This window comes from Actinomadura luzonensis, from assembly GCF_022664455.2.
In the GTDB taxonomy this organism is placed as follows: domain Bacteria; phylum Actinomycetota; class Actinomycetes; order Streptosporangiales; family Streptosporangiaceae; genus Nonomuraea; species Nonomuraea luzonensis.
Genome location: NZ_JAKRKC020000001.1, coordinates 411897 through 429845, shown reverse-complemented (window position 1 = coordinate 429845; position 17949 = coordinate 411897). Strand labels below are relative to the sequence as shown.

General features: G+C 74.1%; 17 protein-coding genes and 1 tRNA gene. 7 read left to right on the top strand and 11 right to left on the bottom strand.

What is annotated here, in order from left to right:
* The first annotated feature begins 46 nt into the window (after positions 1–46).
* Together MF672_RS02090 and MF672_RS02085 are read left to right on the top strand one after the other, a co-directional pair.
* Positions 47–1210, top strand: a complete 1164-nt coding sequence (locus MF672_RS02090; protein WP_242382654.1) for an acyl-CoA dehydrogenase family protein — start codon at positions 47–49, stop codon at positions 1208–1210.
* Complete coding sequence (locus MF672_RS02085) at positions 1207–2262, top strand: acyl-CoA dehydrogenase family protein (protein WP_242382653.1); 1056 nt, start codon at positions 1207–1209, stop codon at positions 2260–2262. The genes MF672_RS02090 and MF672_RS02085 overlap by 4 nt, the downstream gene beginning before the upstream one ends.
* Here MF672_RS02085 and MF672_RS02080 read toward each other — a convergent pair.
* Positions 2221–2811 carry a TetR/AcrR family transcriptional regulator gene (locus tag MF672_RS02080; protein ID WP_242382652.1) on the bottom strand — a complete coding sequence of 197 codons (591 nt, stop codon included), beginning with the start codon at positions 2809–2811 and terminating at the stop codon, positions 2221–2223. The genes MF672_RS02085 and MF672_RS02080 overlap by 42 nt on opposite strands.
* Positions 2812–2999: 188 nt before the next feature.
* On the opposite strand from MF672_RS02080, the gene MF672_RS02075 reads away from it, so the two are divergent.
* A complete protein-coding gene (locus MF672_RS02075; RefSeq protein WP_242382651.1) occupies positions 3000–3773 on the top strand; it encodes a nuclease-related domain-containing protein in 774 nt (257 codons plus the stop codon).
* Between the two features lie 108 nt (positions 3774–3881).
* On the opposite strand, the gene MF672_RS02070 is transcribed toward MF672_RS02075, so the two are convergent.
* Together MF672_RS02070 and MF672_RS02065 are read right to left on the bottom strand one after the other, a co-directional pair.
* Positions 3882–5258 carry a vWA domain-containing protein gene (locus tag MF672_RS02070; protein ID WP_242382650.1) on the bottom strand — a complete coding sequence of 459 codons (1377 nt, stop codon included), beginning with the start codon at positions 5256–5258 and terminating at the stop codon, positions 3882–3884.
* Positions 5251–6090, bottom strand: a complete 840-nt coding sequence (locus MF672_RS02065; protein WP_242382649.1) for an AAA family ATPase — start codon at positions 6088–6090, stop codon at positions 5251–5253. Before MF672_RS02065 ends, MF672_RS02070 begins: the two co-directional genes overlap by 8 nt.
* 100 nt (positions 6091–6190) lie before the next feature.
* Here MF672_RS02065 and MF672_RS02060 point away from each other — a divergent pair.
* Positions 6191–6267 (top strand) — tRNA-Lys (locus MF672_RS02060).
* 70 nt (positions 6268–6337) lie between these two features.
* On the opposite strand, the gene MF672_RS02055 is transcribed toward MF672_RS02060, so the two are convergent.
* On the bottom strand, positions 6338–7042 hold the full coding sequence (locus MF672_RS02055; RefSeq protein ID WP_242382648.1) for a hypothetical protein: 705 nt from the start codon (positions 7040–7042) through the stop codon (positions 6338–6340).
* Between the two features lie 18 nt (positions 7043–7060).
* A complete protein-coding gene (locus MF672_RS02050) occupies positions 7061–7360 on the bottom strand; it encodes a hypothetical protein (protein ID WP_242382647.1) in 300 nt (99 codons plus the stop codon).
* Between the two features lie 130 nt (positions 7361–7490).
* On the opposite strand from MF672_RS02050, the gene MF672_RS02045 reads away from it, so the two are divergent.
* A complete protein-coding gene (locus tag MF672_RS02045) occupies positions 7491–7889 on the top strand; it encodes a YbaB/EbfC family nucleoid-associated protein (protein WP_242382646.1) in 399 nt (132 codons plus the stop codon).
* Positions 7890–7996: 107 nt separating this feature from the next.
* Here the strand turns inward: MF672_RS02045 and MF672_RS02040 are convergent, their stop codons facing one another.
* From MF672_RS02040 to MF672_RS02015, 6 genes are all read right to left on the bottom strand, one after another.
* Positions 7997–9610 carry a hypothetical protein gene (locus MF672_RS02040; RefSeq protein ID WP_242382645.1) on the bottom strand — a complete coding sequence of 538 codons (1614 nt, stop codon included), beginning with the start codon at positions 9608–9610 and terminating at the stop codon, positions 7997–7999.
* 194 nt (positions 9611–9804) lie between these two features.
* Entirely contained in the window at positions 9805–11919 is a 2115-nt protein-coding gene (locus MF672_RS02035; RefSeq protein ID WP_247815141.1) for an iron ABC transporter permease, read from the bottom strand.
* Positions 11916–12896: an ABC transporter substrate-binding protein gene (locus tag MF672_RS02030; protein WP_242383942.1), complete on the bottom strand. Its 981-nt coding sequence runs from the start codon at positions 12894–12896 to the stop codon at positions 11916–11918. The genes MF672_RS02035 and MF672_RS02030 overlap by 4 nt, the downstream gene beginning before the upstream one ends.
* A 30-nt stretch (positions 12897–12926) precedes the next feature.
* The gene (locus MF672_RS02025) at positions 12927–13745 is read right to left on the bottom strand and encodes an ABC transporter ATP-binding protein (RefSeq protein WP_242383941.1); all 819 of its coding nucleotides are present in this window, start codon (positions 13743–13745) and stop codon (positions 12927–12929) included.
* Between the two features lie 55 nt (positions 13746–13800).
* Complete coding sequence (locus MF672_RS02020) at positions 13801–14589, bottom strand: hypothetical protein (RefSeq protein WP_242383940.1); 789 nt, start codon at positions 14587–14589, stop codon at positions 13801–13803.
* Between the two features lie 92 nt (positions 14590–14681).
* Positions 14682–15392 carry a phosphotransferase gene (locus MF672_RS02015; RefSeq protein ID WP_328517125.1) on the bottom strand — a complete coding sequence of 237 codons (711 nt, stop codon included), beginning with the start codon at positions 15390–15392 and terminating at the stop codon, positions 14682–14684.
* Between the two features lie 511 nt (positions 15393–15903).
* Here MF672_RS02015 and MF672_RS02005 point away from each other — a divergent pair.
* Both MF672_RS02005 and MF672_RS01995 read left to right on the top strand, forming a co-directional pair.
* Complete coding sequence (locus tag MF672_RS02005; RefSeq protein ID WP_242383721.1) at positions 15904–16737, top strand: SDR family oxidoreductase; 834 nt, start codon at positions 15904–15906, stop codon at positions 16735–16737.
* An 80-nt stretch (positions 16738–16817) separates the two neighbouring features.
* Positions 16818–17948, top strand: a complete 1131-nt coding sequence (locus tag MF672_RS01995; protein WP_302893143.1) for an ROK family transcriptional regulator — start codon at positions 16818–16820, stop codon at positions 17946–17948.
* Position 17949 lies beyond the last annotated feature (1 nt).

Genomic DNA, 17949 nt, shown 5'->3' with positions numbered 1-17949 from the left:
CCGCAAACCCTGACGGGGGCCACACAGAGAGAGGGCACGTGAGACATTGAACGAGGCGGAGATCAAGGAGCGGGTCGCCCGGTTCCTGGAGGAGCACGATCCGGCGGGTGACCGGCTGGAGTTCCTGCGGGCCAGGTTCGACGCGGGGCTCGCCTGGGTGTGGTTCCCCGAGGGGCTCGGCGGGCTCGGCGCGCACCGCGAGCTGCAGCAGGTCGTGGAGCGGGAGCTGGCCGACACCCCGCAGATCAACGGCGGCAAGCAGGGCATCGGGCTCGGCATGGCCGCGCCGACGATCCTGGCGTTCGGCACCGAGGAGCAGAAGCGCCGCTTCCTGCGTCCGCTCTGGACCGGCGAGGAGATCTGGTGCCAGCTCTTCAGCGAGCCCGGCGCCGGCTCCGACCTGGCCACCCTCGGCACCCGCGCGGTCCGCGACGGCGACGAGTGGGTCGTGGACGGCCAGAAGGTGTGGACCTCCGGCGCCCACCACGCCCGCTGGGGCATCCTCGTCACCCGCACCGACCCCGACGTCCCGAAGCACCGCGGCATGACGTACTTCGTGTGCGACATGCAGGCGCCCGGCGTCGAGGTGCGCCCGCTGCGGCAGATCACCGGCGAGGCCGAGTTCAACGAGGTCTTCCTCACCGGCGTGCGGCTCTCCGACGACCTGCGGCTCGGCGAGGTCGGCGACGGCTGGCGGGTCGCGCAGACCACGCTCATGAACGAGCGCGTGGCCATCGGCGGCGGCCCCAGCCGGCGCGGCGGCGGCGTCATGGCGACCGTGCTGAACGCCTGGCGCGAGCACCCCGAGCTGCGCACGAACGACCTGCACCAGCGGCTGCTGTCGCTGTGGGTGGAGGCCGAGGTCACCCGCCTGTCGGGGGCGCGGCTGCGCGAGCAGCTCGTCGCCGGGCATCCCGGGCCCGAGGGGTCGGGCATGAAGCTGTCCTTCGCCCGGCTCAACCAGGCGCTGTCCGGCTTTGACGTCGAGTTCCACCGTGACCTCGGCTACGACGACTGGACGTTCCGCCGCTCGGAGGACGTCGACTTCTTCGGCCGCGGCCCCGGCTACCGCTACCTGCGCGCCAAGGGCAACTCGATCGAGGGCGGCACGTCCGAGATCCTGCGCAACATCATCGCGGAGCGGGTGCTCGGCCTGCCCTCGGAACCCCGTGTCGACAAGGACGTGCCCTGGAAGGACCTGCCGCGATGACCCTGCTGTACTCCGAGGTCGAGGAGGAGCTGCGCGCGAGCGTGCGCGCGCTGCTGGCCGACCGCTGCCCGCCGGCCGCCGTGCTGAAGCGCGTCGAGTCCGAGCCGACGGACCTGGACCTGTGGAAGACGCTGGCCGGCGAGATCGGCGTGGCCGGGCTGCTGATCCCCGAGGAGCTCGGCGGCGCCGGGGCGGGGGCCGGCGAGGCGGGCGTGGTGCTGGAGGAGCTGGGCCGGGCGGTGGCGCCGGTGCCGTTCCTCACCAGCGCGGTGCTGGCCACCCGGGCGCTGCTGCCGACCAGGGACGCGCTGCTCGGCGAGCTGGCCGAGGGGCGGCGCACGGCGGCGCTCGCGGTGTCGTTCGCGGCCTCGCCGTACCGGCCGGGGCGGGGCTCGTCGGTGCGGGCCGAGGGCGGGCGGCTGTCCGGGACCGTCACCGGCGTGGCCGGCGCGGACGTCGCCGACGTGCTGCTGGTGCCGGTGGACGGCGACCTGTACGCGGTCGAGGGGGTGGCGGCCGAGGTCGTGCCGTCACTGGACCTGACCCGGCCGGTCGCCACGGTCACCCTCGACCGCGCCGAGGGCCGCCGGGTGGGCGCCTGCGACCTGGCGGCGACGCTGCGGTTCGGCGCGGCGCTGCTGGCCAGCGAGCAGCTCGGCGTGGCCGAGTGGTGCCTGGAGACGACGCTCGCCTACGTCAAGGAGCGCCACCAGTTCGCCCGGCCGATCGGCTCCTTCCAGGCGATCAAGCACCGGCTGGCCGACCTGTGGCTGGACGTCGTACGGGCGCGGGCCGCGGCGCGCAACGCGGTGGCCGACCCTTCGGCGGTCTCGGTGGCCGTGGCGCAGGCGTGGAACGCCGGCGTGGCGGTGCGGGCGGCCGAGGAGGCGTTGCAGCTCCACGGCGGGATCGGGATGACGTGGGAGCATCCCGTGCACCTCTATCTCAAGCGCGCCAAGTCGGCCGAGATCGCGCTCGGCACGCCCGGCGACCACCGGGAGGCGCTGGCCTCACTCGCCGACGTCCCCGGCCCCGAGGGAGGCGAGCAGTAGGTCGGCGAAGTGCCTGCCCACCTGGGCGCCGGTGAGCGGCCCCGCGACGTGGAACCACGTGCCCAGGTGGTGCACCGAGCCGAAGAAGTAGTCGACGACCAGCTCCGCCGGCACCTTGCTCGACAGGACGCCGGCGCGCTGCCCCTCGGCCACGAGGTCGCGGAAGCGCTCGTGGTAGCGGCGGCGCTCGGCCCGGACGATCTTCTGCGTCTCCGGGGCGAGCAGGTGCATCGACCGGAAGAAGATCTTGGAGTCGTCGAGGTTGGCCGTCGTCGTCTCCACGACGTCGGCCGCCGCGCGGTGCAGGCGCTGCTCGACCGTGCCGGGGCCGTCGGCGATCTGCGTCAGCCGGTCCATCTGCATGCGCAGGACCCGGCCGTAGATCTCGCGCAGCAGGTCGTCCTTGGAGTCGAAGTAGTGGTACATGGCGCCCTTGGTGACGCCTGCCGCCACGACGATCTCCTGCACGGAGGTGCCCTCGAAGCCGCGCTCGGCGAACAGCCGGGTCGCCTCGGCCAGCAGCCGCTGCCGGACCGGTTCCTCTTTCACATGGTCCCCCTTGGTCACCGGGTCAGCATACCGACTGGTCGGTCGCACCGGAGTGGCAGGCCGTCTTGCCGGTGCTAAAGACCTCACCTTAGGCTTGCCTTGGTTTGGGGACGGGTATCCCTTGACCGGCGAGGGATCTTCGGCGTGGCAGATCCTGTACATTTCCTACTCTTCTCGGGGAGTTTGCCGTGCCCGGTGGCTCGATCTACGTGCAGCCAAGCGACAAGTACACAGGAAACTCCGCGCAATGGTGGTACGAGAAACTCTGGCGCGAGGACGCGCAGAACAGGCGCCGATCCAGGTACGTCAAGGCGGGCGTGGGCTTCGTCATCGGCGTCGCGGTGGCCCTGCGCTTCGAGGCGGCGGCCGCCTCCGTCCTGATCGGGGTCCTGGTGGCCGCCCTGGTGGCGGCCGGTGACTGGTACCTCGACTGGCGCGCCTTCCACGCCACCGCCGTGTGGCGCGGCGCCAAGCACGGTGAGGCCATCACGGCCCGCCTGCTGCGCCGCTCCCTGGCCAGGCACGGCTACACCGTCCTGGACGGCCGCGCGGTCAAGGGCGAGGCGTCGATCGACCACCTGGTGATCGGCCCGGCCGGGGTGTGGGTCGTGGACAACGAGTCCTGGAGCCCCGACACCGACATCAACGTCTACGCCGGCCGCCTGTTCTTCGGCGAGAAGTACGGCTCCAAGTACGCGCAGGGCCTGGTGCGGACCGCCGAGTCCTTCGGCGACCTGCTGAGCCGCGAGACGGGCATCCCGGTGACCATCTCGCCCATGCTCGCCGTGCACTGCGGCCTGCTGCCCAAGGGCGGGGTCTTCGTGGCCGAGGGCCTGACCGTGCTCAAGCCGCGGGTGGCGGCCAAGGTCATCCGGGCCGTCCCCGGCCGCGTCTACACCGACGAGCAGATCGAGCTGCTGACCCGCACCGCGGCCAAAGAGCTGCTCAAGGCCGCCGCTTAGGGCCTTCACCCGCAGCGCCGGCCAGGCCCCGGCCGGAACGCTGGTCGTGCCGCCGTTCCCCGCGAACGGCGGCACGACGGCGTCCGGGCCGCCCGCCGCGACGCGGGACTAGGCGATGGACTCGATGAACGCCGTGAGCTGGGCCACGTTGCGGCACTCCGACATGGGGACGATCGTGCCGTAGTCGCTCGCCACCGAGTCGCCGGTGTCCCACTGCTGCCGGGGCTCCGGGTTCAGCCAGTAGGCGTGGCGGGCCTTGGCGGCCAGCGACTTCAGCAGGTCGAGGGCGGGCGGCTGGTAGTTGGAGCGGGCGTCGCCGAGGATCAGCAGCGAGGTCTTCGGGCCGATCGCGTCGCCGTAGCGCTCGGCGAAGCGCTCCAGGCTGTGGCCGTAGTTGGTGCGGCCGAAGCGGACCATGTCGGCCTCGTTCGCCAGCCGGGTCATGGCCTCCACCACGTCGGCGCCCGGCTGGAAGAAGCGGGTGATCTCGTCCACGGTGTCGACGAAGCCGAACGCCCGCACCTTCGTGAACTGCTCGCGCAGCGCGTACGTCAGCAGCAGCGTGAAGTGCGCGAACGACGAGACCGAGTCGCTGGTGTCGCAGAGGATGACCAGCTCCGGCTTGTGCGGGCGCGGCGGCTTGAAGTGCGTGGTCAGCGGCACGCCGCCGCTCTGCAGCGAGGCCCGCACGGTGCGGCGGAAGTCGAGCCGGCCGCGCCGGCCCTTCCTGTGCTTGATCGTCAGCCGGGCCGCGAGCCGACGCGCCAGCGGGTGCACCTCCCTGCGCAGCCGGGCCAGGTCGGCCTTGGTGACGCGCAGGAAGTCGATCTGGTCGAGCGGGGGACGCACGGCGGAGCGGGCGATGCGCTCGACGCCGGAGTCCTCGGCGATGCGGCGGCGGACGTCGGTCGCGACCTCCTCCTCGAAGCGCCGGATCCCGGCGTTGACCCGCTGCCGCGCGGTCTTCTCGGCCAGCCCGCCGCGCTCCTGCCCGGCCAGGACCTCGCGCAGGATGCGGGCCATCAGCGTCTCGGGGGACAGGGCGCGCAGGACGCTGTAGGAGAACCAGTTCTGCCGCCCGGGGCCGGACGCCTGCTGCCGCCCGAACCGGCCCACCATGGCCTGGGCGAAGGCCCGCAGCTCGGCCTCGCCGCCGTCGGTCAGCAGCCGGGCCAGATACGCGCGCAGCTCCTCGACCGTCGCCGTCTCCGGGTCCACCGGCCGCTCGGGGGCGGCCGCCCGCAGGCCGGTGGTCGCGGCCGGGAACCACAGGTCGAACAGCACGTCGAACCCCGGCCGGTAGGCGGGCTTCTTGACCAGCGTCGCCGCGTACGCGGCCCGCAGCGACTCCCGGTCGGCCAGCTCGACCACGCGCAGCGCGTTGGCGGCGTCCAGCCCCTCGGCCACCGACACCGGCACCCCGGCCTCGCGCAGCGCCCGCACGAAGCCGACGTGCCGGTCGACCAGCGACCCCTGCTCAGGCATCGGGGAGCCCCAGCTCCTTGACCGCCCGCGTGTGGTCGGCGGCGTGCTTCAGCACCACGCCCAGGGTGCCCGCCACGGTCGCCTCGTCCAGCTCCTCCCGTCCGAGGGCGAGCAGGGTGTTGGCCCAGTCGACGGTCTCGGCCACCGACGGCGCCTTCTTCAGCTCCAGCGCCCGCAGCGTCGCGACGGTCCGCGCGAGCTGCTCGGCGAGGTCGGCCCGGATGCTCGGCACCTGGCTGAGCACGATGTCGCGCTCGCGCTCCGGCGTCGGGTACTCGATGTGCAGGTAGAGGCAGCGCCGCTTGAGCGCCTCCGACAGCTCGCGGGTGGCGTTGGAGGTCAGCACCACGTACGGCCGCCGCCTGGCCTCGATGGTGCCGAGCTCGGGGATCGTCACCTGGAAGTCCGACAGCAGCTCCAGCAGCAGGCCCTCCACCTCGACGTCGGCCTTGTCGGTCTCGTCGATGAGCAGGACGGTGGGCCGCTCGGAGCGGATCGCCTTGAGCAGCGGGCGCTCCAGCAGGAACTCCTCGGTGAAGATGTCGTCGTCCTGGCTGGTGGCCTGGATGCGGAGGAGCTGCTTCTTGTAGTTCCACTCGTACAGGGCGCGGGCCTCGTCCAGGCCCTCGTAGCACTGCAGCCGGATCAGCTCGGCCCCGGTCGCGGCGGCGACCGCCTTGGCGAGCTGCGTCTTGCCGACCCCGGCCGGGCCTTCCACCAGCAGCGGCTTGCCCAGCGCCGCGGCCAGGAACACCGAGGTGGAGATGGCTTCGTCGGAGAGGTAGTCCACGGCGGCGAGCCGCTCCGTCACGTCGGCGGGCGAGTCGAACATCGATGCTCCTGTCTGCAGACCGAACTATATTCTAGCAACAGGGCGGCCGCCACGGCCGATTCGACCAGGATGGGGATGACCGGTATATTCCTTCCTGCAGGCGCCGCTAGCTCAGTTGGTCAGAGCAGCTGACTCTTAATCAGCGGGTCCGGGGTTCGAGTCCCTGGCGGCGCACCAGCACACACGAGACCGTCTGGCCCGCCAGACGGTCTCGTCGTTTGTCGCCCTCCCGGCCCGTGGGCCCGGGTCAGGGGCCCTTCTTCTCCGGCGGCGCGGGCAGCTCCCGCTTCGGCGCCAGGTACTGCGAGGGCGGCGTGGTGTGAATGACCGCGCGCTCGAAGTCGATCGCGGCGCCCTGCGTCGGCTGGACGTTGAAGAGCTGGCCCATGGACTGCGAGCTGGTGGCGAGGGTGCCGCCCGCCACCGCGAGGAAGCCGTACAGGACCTTCGTCTTCTGGGCGATCATGGAGTTGGTGAGCGCGCTCAGGCGCTGGAGCAGGACGTCGCCCGCCGCGCGCATGTAGGGCGTCGCCTTCATGGCCTGGCAGGCGACGATGTAGCCGAGGACGGCGGCGGCGAGGACGCCGATCTGCATCCAGTAGACCGCGTAGGCGTCGCGCACCTGGTCGACCTGCGACTCCATGTTGTAGCAGAGCCCGCTGAGCTTCTGCAGGTCGCCGCCGAAGACGCTGGCCGCGTTCAGGAACTCCTCGCGGTCGTCGGCGATCCAGCCCGCCCGCGACAGGAAGACCGCGTTGCCGATCAGGCCCGGGTACTCGACCTCAAGAGCCTTGGCCAGCGAGTTCCAGTTGGCCTTGGCGTCGCCCATGGCCGGCAGGTTCGCCATGGCGGTGGTGGCGATGGTGATGCCGACCATGATGGCCGGGGCGGACTTCGCCGCCAGCTTGAGGTCGTCCAGCGCGGCCTTGGCGTGGAGCGCGGCGTAGGGCATGAAGCAGTCCTCCTCGTGTCACTGGTAGACGACTTTGCTGGCGTCCTCGGCGTCCCGCCAGTTCTTCTTGATCGTCTCCAGGGCCTCGATCCACTTGCCGATGGTCTCGATGGCCTCGTCCACGTGGCCTTTGACGTCGTCGCGGACGCTGTCGTACTTGCCGACGAGGACGAGGCCCAGGGTGCCGAAGCCGGGGAAGGGCACGTGCGTGCTGTCCACCGTGCCCTTGAGCCGTTCCAGGCCAGGGATGACGTACTCGCGGAGGTTGCGCTGGATGTCGGCGATGGTCTTGGACGTGACATGGATGTCCTGGGCCAAGTTCTCCCCCTAGACGCCGTCGTGCTTTGCGGATGACGAAACATCGGCTTAACGCGTCATGAGCGTATCGAGTATTTTGTCCCGAGTCAGGGGTGATCAGTGTTACAGAAATGACAAGAAGGGGCGAAACGTGCTTGATCCCGGTGATATCGGTCCCGAAGACCTGGAGCGCGTGGCGAGGGAGACCGAGACCGCGCTGCGCCGCCTGGCCGATGTCCAGAGCCGCCTCGGCGACGTCCGCGGCACCGGCACGGCCGCGGACGGCATGATCGTCGTGGGCGCGGACAGCACCGGCCGGGTCGACTCCATCAAGCTGAACCCCCGCGTGATGCGCCTGGGCAGCCAGGAACTGGCCGATCACCTGCTGCGGGCGGTCACCGCCGCCCAGGACGACTGCGCCCGCCAGGCGCAGGCGCTGATCGCCGAGGCGGGCGTGGCCGCCCCCGTTGACGAGGCCGCGATCCAGGCCATGGAACGCCGTCTGATGCAGACCCACGAGGCGTTCGTCAAGGAACTGGGCGACTTCTGAGCCGCGCCGCCCCGCGTGCACGACCTCGCCCTCCGCGTTCTGCCGGTCTTCGTCAAGCTCGCCCCCTCGTCGGCGGCCGGCGTCCGGAGGAGCGACGCCCCGCCGCGTCAGGCCCCGAGCAGCTCGTGCAGCCGCCAGCCGTCCCGGTCGCCGGCGATGCGCAGCGCGAGGTCGGCGCGGCCGGCCAGGTCGAGGGGCGCGGCGCTGACGCCGGCGTGCCCGTGGGCGAGCCGGTCCAGCGCCGCGCCCACGAGCGGGCCCGCGGTCCGCACCGTCGCGGCCAGCGCGAGAGAGCGGGTCGAGCCGCCGTGCAGCACGATGTTGCGCTGGCGGTAGAGGCGCCGGAAGCTCGCCCGCAGGTAGCGGTTCACCCGGCCGAGCGGCGCGGCCGGGCTGCCCGCCAGCTCCGTCGCGCGCTCGAACGCGGCCACGGTGGCCGGGGCCGCCACCGGGCGCGGAGGAGCGGTGCGCAGCCACTCCACCATGCGGCGGGTCCGCTCCCGGTTGTTGCCGCCGATCGCGGCGAGGTCGCGGGCCAGGCGCGGGCTGGCGGCCAGGATGTCCTTGTCGTAGCTCAGGCTGGTCAGCTCGGCCCGGGGCCAGCCGGCCGTCACCAGCGCCGCGGCCCGGTCGGCGGCGACGGCCCGGCCCTCGTCGCGGTCGGCCTCGTCGGTGTCGCAGAACAGCAGCGCCTCCAGCGCCGCCCACGCCCCGGCCACCGCCTTGCTGGGGGAGCTCTCGGTGAGCGCCGCGGCGAGTTCGAGGGCGTCGTCGATGCGCGATCCGGGCGTGCCGGCCTCCGGCAGGTCGTAGAGGACGCCGCGGCGTTCGAGCGAGATGACGTTGACGGCCGGGTCGCCCCGCCGGAAGTCCTGCGGCTCCGCGAAGCCGGTCAGGAAGATCTTAGGATAGACGTCGAGCGGGACGTGGTTGCGGCGGTACCGGACGCGGTTGCGGATGCGGTCCAGCCGCTCGGTGATCTCGTGGGCGGCGGAGATGTGGTCGCGGGCCCGCACGCGGAACAGCAGCCCGCCGCTCGCCCGTACGGCGGTGGCCGTCGGGTACGCCTCCTCGAGGATGGCCTTCACCTGCTCCTTCGGCAGCCAGAGGGCCGATTTGACGGCCGCCTGCGGCGCCGGGACCTTGTCCTGGACGACGACCATGCCCTCGTAGTCGCGCTCGCCCTGGTCCTCCAGGCTCATGAGGAGCTCGACCAGGTCGACGGCCGTGGCGGAGCCGTCCAGGTGGGCGCGGACCTGCTGCCGGAGGAACTCCTGATGGAACCCGCCGTCCAGCATGTGGGAGGCGACGCAGCGGGCGGAACGTTCCACATGAGCCCGTTCCTCGGCGACGAGGTCGCGCCAGCGGCGCAGGTACCCGTCCGCGACCAGCTCGGCGAGCAGGCCGAGCGCCCGCTGGCCACGTGCTCCCGCCTTGACGGGGGCGTTGCAGACGCGGTGGAGCTGCCGGCGGATCTCCCCGTCGCGCAGCGCGCTGTCGGTGGCGAGCCGGGGCATGAGGGAGTGCCGGACGCACCAGGCCATCGCGTTGGACGAGAGCACGTGCCGCCCCACCCAGTCGGCGGCCTCCACGGCCTCTCGCATGGCGTGGACCGTTCCAACGTCCCAGAGCCGGCGGTGCCAGGGGCGCCACGACTCCAGCAGCTCGCAGATGCGAGCCTTGATCAGGACGTCGGCCTCCGGCCGACCCGAGACGTTCATCTTCCCTCCGCCGCGTCGCGTCCCCGTGACGGAGTGTCGCCGAAGGGATTGCGGCGGGACCGTCAGGGAACTATCGTTGGTGTCACTTAGGCAGGGGAGCCGCCCGGAAGGGCCGCTCCCCACCGCCTTTTCAGGGGGCAAAAGCTCTTGGTGCAAGCTTTGCCTACGACGGCCCCTCCGGTCTCTCGAATCCCTCAAGTCGCGTCGGTGTGGGCGCGGGCGCGCCAGAGCAGGTAGACGAAATACGGAGTGCCGATCAGGGCCGTGACGAGGCCGGCGGGCACCTGGGCCGGGGCGATGACGGTGCGGCCCAGGGTGTCGGCGAGGCTCACCAGCAGCGCGCCCAGCAGGGCGGCCACCGGCAGCACCCGAGCGTGCCGCGAGCCGACCAGGGCGCGGGCGGCGTGCGGCGCGATGAGGCCGACGAAGCCGACCACGCCCACCGCCGACACCGCCGTCCCGGTCAGGACGACGGCCGCGGCCAGCGCCCCAAGGCGGACGGGCTCCAGGGGCACGCCCAGCACGCGCGGCGTGTCCTCGTCCAGCGCGAGCAGGTCCAGGTCGCGGCGGAGCCAGGCCAGCAGCGGGACGGCCAGCAGCAGGGCCACCGCCACCGGCACGAGCTGGGCCGGCACCCGGCCGTAGGTGGAGCCGGACAGCCAGGTCAGGGCCATCGCGGTGTTCCACGGGTCGGCCTTGACGATGATCAGGACGGTGACGGACGTGCACGCGGCCTGGACGGCGATGCCGATCAGCACGAGCCGGTCCGAGTGCAGCCCGCCGCGCCACGCCAGCGCGTACACCAGGGCGAAGGCGGCCACCGCGCCCGCCCCGGCGGTGGCGGACATCAGCCAGACGCCGGCCAGCGGCGCCGCGGCCAGCAGCGTGACCGCGCCGACCCCGGCCCCGGCCGTGACGCCGAGCACGCCGGGCTCGGCGAGCGGGTTGCGGCACACGGCCTGCACCGCCGCGCCCGCCACGGCCAGCGCGGCCCCCGCCAGCGCGGCGGCCAGCACGCGCGGCCAGCGCTGGTCGAGCACGAACGTCAGCGCCCGCCCGGAGCGGCCCTGCAGCCAGTTGAGCACGTCGCCGGTGAGCAGCCACCGGTCGCCGCCGAGCAGGCCGGCGACCAGCGCGGCCACGAGCAGCGCGGCGGCGACCGCGGTCACGGCGAGGAAGGCGCCGCGGGTGCGGGTCGCCCCGGTCCTGACGGCGGGCGGCCGGCGGGTCGGCCCGGCGTCCCGGTAGCGGCGCGCCAGCCAGATCATCACGACGGCGCCGAGCACCGTGGTGACCACGCCGGGCGGCACCTCGACGCCGGCCTGCGCGCCGAGCACGGCCCGCAGCAGGATGTCGGAGCCGAGCACGATCAACGCGCCGGCCAGCCCGGACAGCGGCAGCAGCGACCGGTTGCGGTGCAGGCCGGGGATGGACCGGGGCAGCAGCCGGACGATCACCGGCGCGCACAGCCCGACGAACCCGATCGGCCCCGCGATCGTCACGGCGGCGGCCGCCTGCAGGACGGCCAGCAGGGTGAGCCGGCCGCGCAGGCGGCGCACGTTCACGCCGAGCACGGCGGCCGTGTCGTCGCCGAGGCCGAGGATGTCGACGCGCGGCGCGGCCAGCATCGCGGCCGCCAGCACCGCGGCGATGACCGGCCCGAGCTGGGCGACGGCCCCGAAGTCGCTCTGCACGAGCGATCCGCTGCCCCAGGCGAACAGCCCGGTGGTCTCCTCCTCGAAGAGGATCATGACGAGGTTGGTGAGGGACTGCAGCGCCAGCGCGGTGGCGGACCCGGCCAGGATGAGCCGGGTCGTCCCGGCCCGCCCGCCCGCCGCCAGCGCCATCACCAGCCCGGCCGCGGCCAGCCCGCCGAACAGCGCGAGCCCGCCCGACACCGGCACCGGCAGCGCCAGCCCGAACGCCGCCGCCGCGGCCACCGCCAGGTACGCCCCCGAGCTGACCGCGAGCGTGTCGGGCGAGGCCATCGGGTTGCGCGCGACCGACTGCAGCAGCGAGCCCGCCACGCCGAGCGCGACGCCGACGGCGATCCCGGCCAGCAGCCGCGGCAGCCGCGAGGCCAGCAGGACCCGGGCGGCCTCGTCGCCGCCGCCCCCGAACGGCAGCCGGAGCAGGTCGAGCGCCCCGACCGAGGACGTGCCCTGCGTCACGTGCACGGCCGCCACCACGACGGTGGCGGCCAGCGCGAGCACGAGGACGCCCGCCGTGCCGAGCCGCCGCAGCGGCGTGGCGGGCGGCGCGGGCACGAGGGACGGGACGCCCGTCCCTCGCCGTGCTCCGGTGCTCAACCCGCGTACGCCTTCACCAGCGCCTCGGCGTACTGCCGGCACGACAGCGGCCCGCCGAAGGTCCAGATGCCGTCGGGCAGCTTGGTGACCTGCTGCTTCTCGACGAACGGCAGCTTCTTCCAGATGGCGTTGGAGGCGAGGCCGTCGGCGAAGACGTCGAGGCCGTCGGAGGCGTTGTAGAAGAAGCGGGTCTCGGGGTCCTTCAGCGCGGTCAGGCCCTCGACGTCGGTGGTGCCGAGGCCCCAGTCGGGGTCCACCTCGCCGGTCCAGGCGTTGGTGAGGCCGAGCCGCGTGGCGACCTCGGAGACCAGCGAGCCCTTGCCGAACATCCGGACCGAGATCGTGCTGCCCTGCTTCCACCCGTCGGCCATGGCGAACGGCTTGCCGGCCGCGCCCGCGGCGGCGATCTTCTGCTTGCCGTCGGCGAGGGCCGCGTCGAAGTCGGCCAGCACCTTGGCCGCCTGGTCGGTCCTGCCGACCGCGGTGGCGATCATGTTGAGGTCGCCACGCATGCGCGTGAGGTTGTCGCGCGCGTCGCTGCCCTTGGTCACGAGCACCGGCACGAACTTCTCCAGCTGCCCGACCAGCGCCGAGTCGCGTGAGGCCTCCATGACCACGAGGTCGGGCTGGAGCGCGCTGATGGAGTCGACGCTGGGCTCCTGCCGGTTGCCGACGTCCTTGACGGAGGCGTCGAGCTTGGCGGCGGTCACCCAGGTGGCGTAGCCCTTGACGTCCGCGGCGCCGACCGGCATGACGCCGAGGGAGGCCAGCATCTCGGTCTCGCCCCACTCCAGGCTGACCACCCGGGTCGCCGGGCGGTCCAGGGTGACCTGCTTGCCCCGGCTGTCGGTCACGGTGATCCTGGTGGCGGCGGAGGGGCTGCCGCTCGGCCCCGCCTGTTCGGTCACGGGGGCCTCGGTCGTCCCGCACGCGGCGAGCAGGACGGCGGAGGCGAGGGCGAGCAGGGTCTTGCGCATGGTCTTTCCTGTCTTGTGGTGGTGCGGGGCTCAGGTGGCGGCGGGGACCGCGCGGGTGTGGCGGCCGATCGGCCGGGTGGTGACGGTGCCGGTACGCGGATCGCGGGAGACCTCGATGCGGATGCCGTAGGCGTCGCTCAGCAGCTCGGTCGTGAGGACGTCGGCGGGCGGCCCGTCGGCGCGGACCCGGCCGGCGTGCAGGAGCACGACGTGGTCGGCGATCTCGGCGGCCTGGTTGAGGTCGTGCAGCACGACGCCGATGGCGACGCCGTGCTCGTCGGCCAGGTCGCGGACCAGCTCCAGCAGCTCCACCTGGTAGCGCAGGTCGAGGAACGTGGTGGGCTCGTCCAGCAGCAGGACGCCGGTGTCCTGGGCCAGGCAGGTGGCCAGCCAGACGCGTTGCAGCTCGCCGCCGGACAGCTCGTCCACGGGACGTTCGGCCATGGGGGCGACGCCGGTGAGCTCCATCGCGCGGGCGACGGCCGCCTCGCCGCCGGGGTCGCCGGCCCGCCAGCGCCGCCGGTAGGGATGGCGGCCGTAGCCGACGACGTCGCGCACCTGGACGCCGCCCGGCGTGGGACGGCTCTGCGCGAGCAGGGTGACCCGGCGGGCGAAGTCGCGGGCGGTGAGGTCGAGGCAGGGGGTGCCGTCGGCCAGGGTCACGGCGCCGCTGTCGGGGCGGTGCAGCCGGGCCAGCGCGCGCAGCAGGGTGGACTTGCCGCTGCCGTTCGGGCCGACCAGGGCGGTGACGCGGCCCGGGCGGAGGGCGATGCGGGCGTCCCGGACCACGGGGGTGCCGTGGTAGCTCAGGCACAGCTCCGCGCCGCGGAGGGAGATCTCCTCGGTCATGGGCCTAAGGTTAGGCTAACCTTCCCTCCTGCGGAATACCGGGGTCGGTCACCGGCTACGCCGACAGCCTCCGGCGGCGCAGCGCGAGGCCCGCGGTGGAGGCGAGCAGCAGCAGGGAGCCGGCCAGGATCAGCGACCGGCCGTCCGGGCCCGCCTCGCCGCCGCCCCCGGTCGCGACGCCGCCTGACGGGGTGCTCGTCCCGGCGTCGCTCTCCTCCGGCGTGGCGCTGGTCTCCGGGTCCTCGGTCTCCTCGTCGTCGGCGTCGTCGGTGGGGGTGCTGCTCGCGGTGGGGGTGGGGGAGGGGCTGCTCGACGTGCCGCCGGCGGTGACGCTGAGCGGGTGCTCGGTGCGGCCGGCGGCGTTCGCGACCTCGCACTCGATCACCGGCTCCTGCGGGCTGGAGCCGAAGTTGACGGCCGCGACGTGCACCTTGCCCTGGCCCGCCTGCGGCGGGGTCGTCGTCAGGTTGACCGTGGTCGTGGGGAGGGGGATGGCGGCGCTCGGCGTCACGCCGGTGAGCTGGGCCACGCCGGTCGCCGAGGTCAGGCCGGTGATCCCGCTGATGCCCACGTAGGCGTACAGGTTGAGCCCGGCCTCCAGGCCCGTCGCGGGCGCGAGGAGCTGGGCCGAGCCGGAGTAGGAGCCCTTCCAGCCGATCGTCACGTTCTGCTGCACGCCGGCGGTGGCCGGGACCGTCAGCTCGACGCTGAGCTTGATGTTCTGTGTGTCGCCGGTGGCGGTCGTCGTGCACCTGTAGTCGATCACCTCGGGGGCCGCGGCGGACGCCGCGGGGGCGTTCGCCAGGAGAAGGGCGACGACGGGGGCGATCAGAGCGACACGCACGGCGGGCTCCCGGGGAGAGGGCAGGGCGAAGACGTCAAAGTTTGCACGATCTACGCATCCGGGCAAGCGTGCCCGATTCCCCCGGAAGCGGGTCAGTGGCGGCGCGGCGTGTACGGCGGCAGCGCGCCGAGGTCCCGGTCGGCGTCCGGCCACCGGCGGCGCAGCAGCTCTGCTGTGCGGCGCGCCCAGCCGGCCAGGTGCGGCAGTGCTCCGTGCGCGACGCCGGCCGCGGCCTCCAGGATCGACACGAGCTGGGCCCGGCTGTCGTCACCCGGCGGGCGGGCGGCCAGGGCCGGCAGGCGTTCCACGCGGACGAGGGCGTACCAGAGGCAGGCCGCGGCCAGCCCGAGGCCGTAGCGGCGGTCGTCCTCGGCCTCGGGCACGCCCCGGGCCAGCGCGCGGCGGTACTCGGCGGCGGGCCCGGGAGCGGCGACCGTCAGCCAGCCGGGGCCGGGCAGGTGCAGCGGGACCGCGTCGTGCAGGGCGTGCCCGTAACCGGCGAACTCGAAGTCGATGAGGCGGGCGTCCGGGTCGCCGCCGGCGCGCACGAGCACGTTGTTGGTCTCGGCGTCGCCGTTGCCGAGCGCCAGGAACGGCCCCGGCTCCAGCAGCTCCGCGACGGCGGCGGCCAGCTCGCGCCCGGCCGGGCCGGTGACCGGCGCGCCGAACTCGGCCGCCGGCCCGCAGCCCGCGTTCGTGGTGGCCGGCGAAGGCCCCGGCGCGGTCGCGCGCGGGTCGACCGGGCCGAGCGCGGCGCGCCGCGCGTAGTACGTCTCCGCCCGGCCCGCGGTGGCGGCGTTCAGCAGCGCCGCGGGCGCGGGCGGCGGCGGCCAGCCGGTCCGCGTGCGCGGCGGCGCCGTCGGCGCGCAGCAGCCCGTCCAGCGGCGTGCGCGGGGCCAGGTCCTCCAGCACGACCAGGCCGGCGTCCAGGTCGGCGGCGAGGACGCGCGGCGCCAGCGCGAGCCCGAGGTCGTCGGCGAGGAAGCGCAGCGCGGCCACCTCGGTACGGGTGCGCCAGCCGCGCTCGCGCGCCTGCAGGACGTGCGGGCGCGTCCACTTGGCGATCGCGGTGCCGCCCCCGGCGAGCCGGGCCCGCGCCACGGCCCAGGGCGGCACGGGCTCCCACCCGGCGACGGCGTCGGACAGCAGCGTTTCCACCTCAGCGGGACTGCCGGTCATCCGAGCAGCCTACGGCCTCCCGCGGGACCGGACGATCACGGCGGCGCGGCCGGGCGCCCTCCGGCGGCGCGCTCGGGCGCCCTCCGGCAGCGCGCCGACGGTCCGCCGCGCCGCCGGGCCTCTAGGCTGTGCGCCATGGCCTTCGTCGTGACCACGGGCGCCACCGGCAAGCTCGGCGGGCGGGTCGCCGCCCGGCTCGCGGCGGCCGGCGTCGAGCAGCGGCTGGTCTCCAGGGACGCCGGGCGCGCCCCGAGACTGCCCGGCGCGAGCGCGGTGAGCGCCGACTACGGCGATCCTGAGGCGGTGCGGCGCGCGCTCGACGGCGCCGGCACCGTGTTGTTCGTCTCGGCGGCCGAGAGCGCCGACCGGCTCGACCGGCACCGCGCGTTCGTGGACGCGGCCCGCGCGGCCGGCGTGTCGCACCTGGTCTACGTCTCCTTCTTCGGCGCGGCCCCCGACGCGACGTTCACCCTGGCCCGCGACCACTGGGCGACCGAGCAGCACATCCGCGCCGGCGGGGTGCCGTTCACGTTCCTGCGCGACAACCTCTACGCCGACTTCCTGCCGGGCATGGCGGGCGAGGACGGCGTGATCCGCGGCCCCGCGGGCCGGGGGAGGGTGGCGGCCGTGGCCCAGGACGACATCGCCGACGCCGCCGTCGCCGTGCTGCTCGACCCGGCCGCCCACGCGGGCGCGACCTACGACCTGACCGGGCCGCAGGCGCTGACGCTGGAGGAGGTGGCGACCGTCCTGACCGCGGCCACCGGCCGCCGCCACGTCTACCACGAGGAGACGCTGGATGAGGCGTACGCCTCCCGCCAGGTCCACGGGGCGCCCGGCTGGCAGGTGGAGGCGTGGGTGTCCACGTATCTGGCGATCGCGGCGGGCGAGCTGGACGGCGTGAGCGACGCCGTGCCCGCGCTCACCGGGCATCCGGCGACCTCGCTGGCGGAGTTGTTCGGCGGCTGACGGAATCCCTTTTGGGAGACTTGACCGAATCGTCCGGTCCCCGTTATTTTCTCACGGGTAGTTAGTTAAAGGGGCGATCCATGGACCAGCGGTACTCACCGGTTCAGGACGTGCGCCGGCACCACCGCCGCCTCGTGCTGCGCAGCCTGCGCGACGACGGCCCCCAGCCGCGCGCCGACCTCGCGCGCCGGCTGGGCCTGTCCGCCACGACCATGACCAAGGTCGTCGGCCAGCTCCTCGACGAAGGCCTGGTCGCCGAAGGCGCGGTGGCGGGCGCCGGCCGGCGGGTCGGCCGGCCGTCCACCGGCATCGGCATCCGGGCCGACGCCCGGCACGTCATCGGCGTGCGCGTCGGCGCGGGCGCGGTCGAGCTGGGACTGTGCGACCTGCGGGCCCGGGTGCGGGAGAGCAGGTCGTTCGCCTTCGACGCCGCCGCCGAGAGCCCGGAACGGGTGGCCGCCCGGATCGCGGAGGAGGCGTCCGGGCTGGCCGCGGCCGTCCCCGCCGGCCGGCTGCTCGGCGTCGGCGTCGCCGCCCCCGGCCCGGTGGACGCCGCGCGCCGGCGCGTCGTCCTGTCGGTCAACCTCGGCTGGCGCGACGTGCCCTTCGCCGACCTGCTGGAGCGCGCCCTCGGCGTGCCGGCCGTCGTGGACCACAACGTGCGCTCCATGGCGCTCGCCGAGAGCCGCTACGGCGCGACCGGCGGCGCGGACCCCCTCCTGTACGTGCACGTCCGCACCGGCGTCGGCGCCGGCCTGGTGATCGGCGGGCAGCCGTTCCGGCCGGGCCCGCACGGCGTCACCGAGCTCGGCCACCTGCGCGTGCAGGAGAAGGGCCGCCCCTGCGCGTGCGGCGCGACCGGCTGCCTGGAGACCGTGGTGTCCGAGCCGTACCTGGCCGCGCGGCTCGGCCGGCGCTCCGCCGACCTCCTCGCGGAGCTGGACGACGCGCTGCTCGACGAGGTGGCCGGCCACCTGTCCACCGGCCTGGCCGGCGCCGTCAACCTGCTCAACCCCGAGCTGATCCTGCTCGGCGGGATCTTCGGCGCGGCCCCCGAGCCGGTCTTCGACCGGGTGCGCGCCGCGCTGCGCGCCAAGACGTTCCCGGTGCTGCGCGACCTGGTACGGGTGGGACGTCCGACCCTCGCCGGCGACGCCGGGGTGGTGGGCGGGGCCGCCGTCGCCCTGGACAGTTTCTTGTACGAAAGGTAGG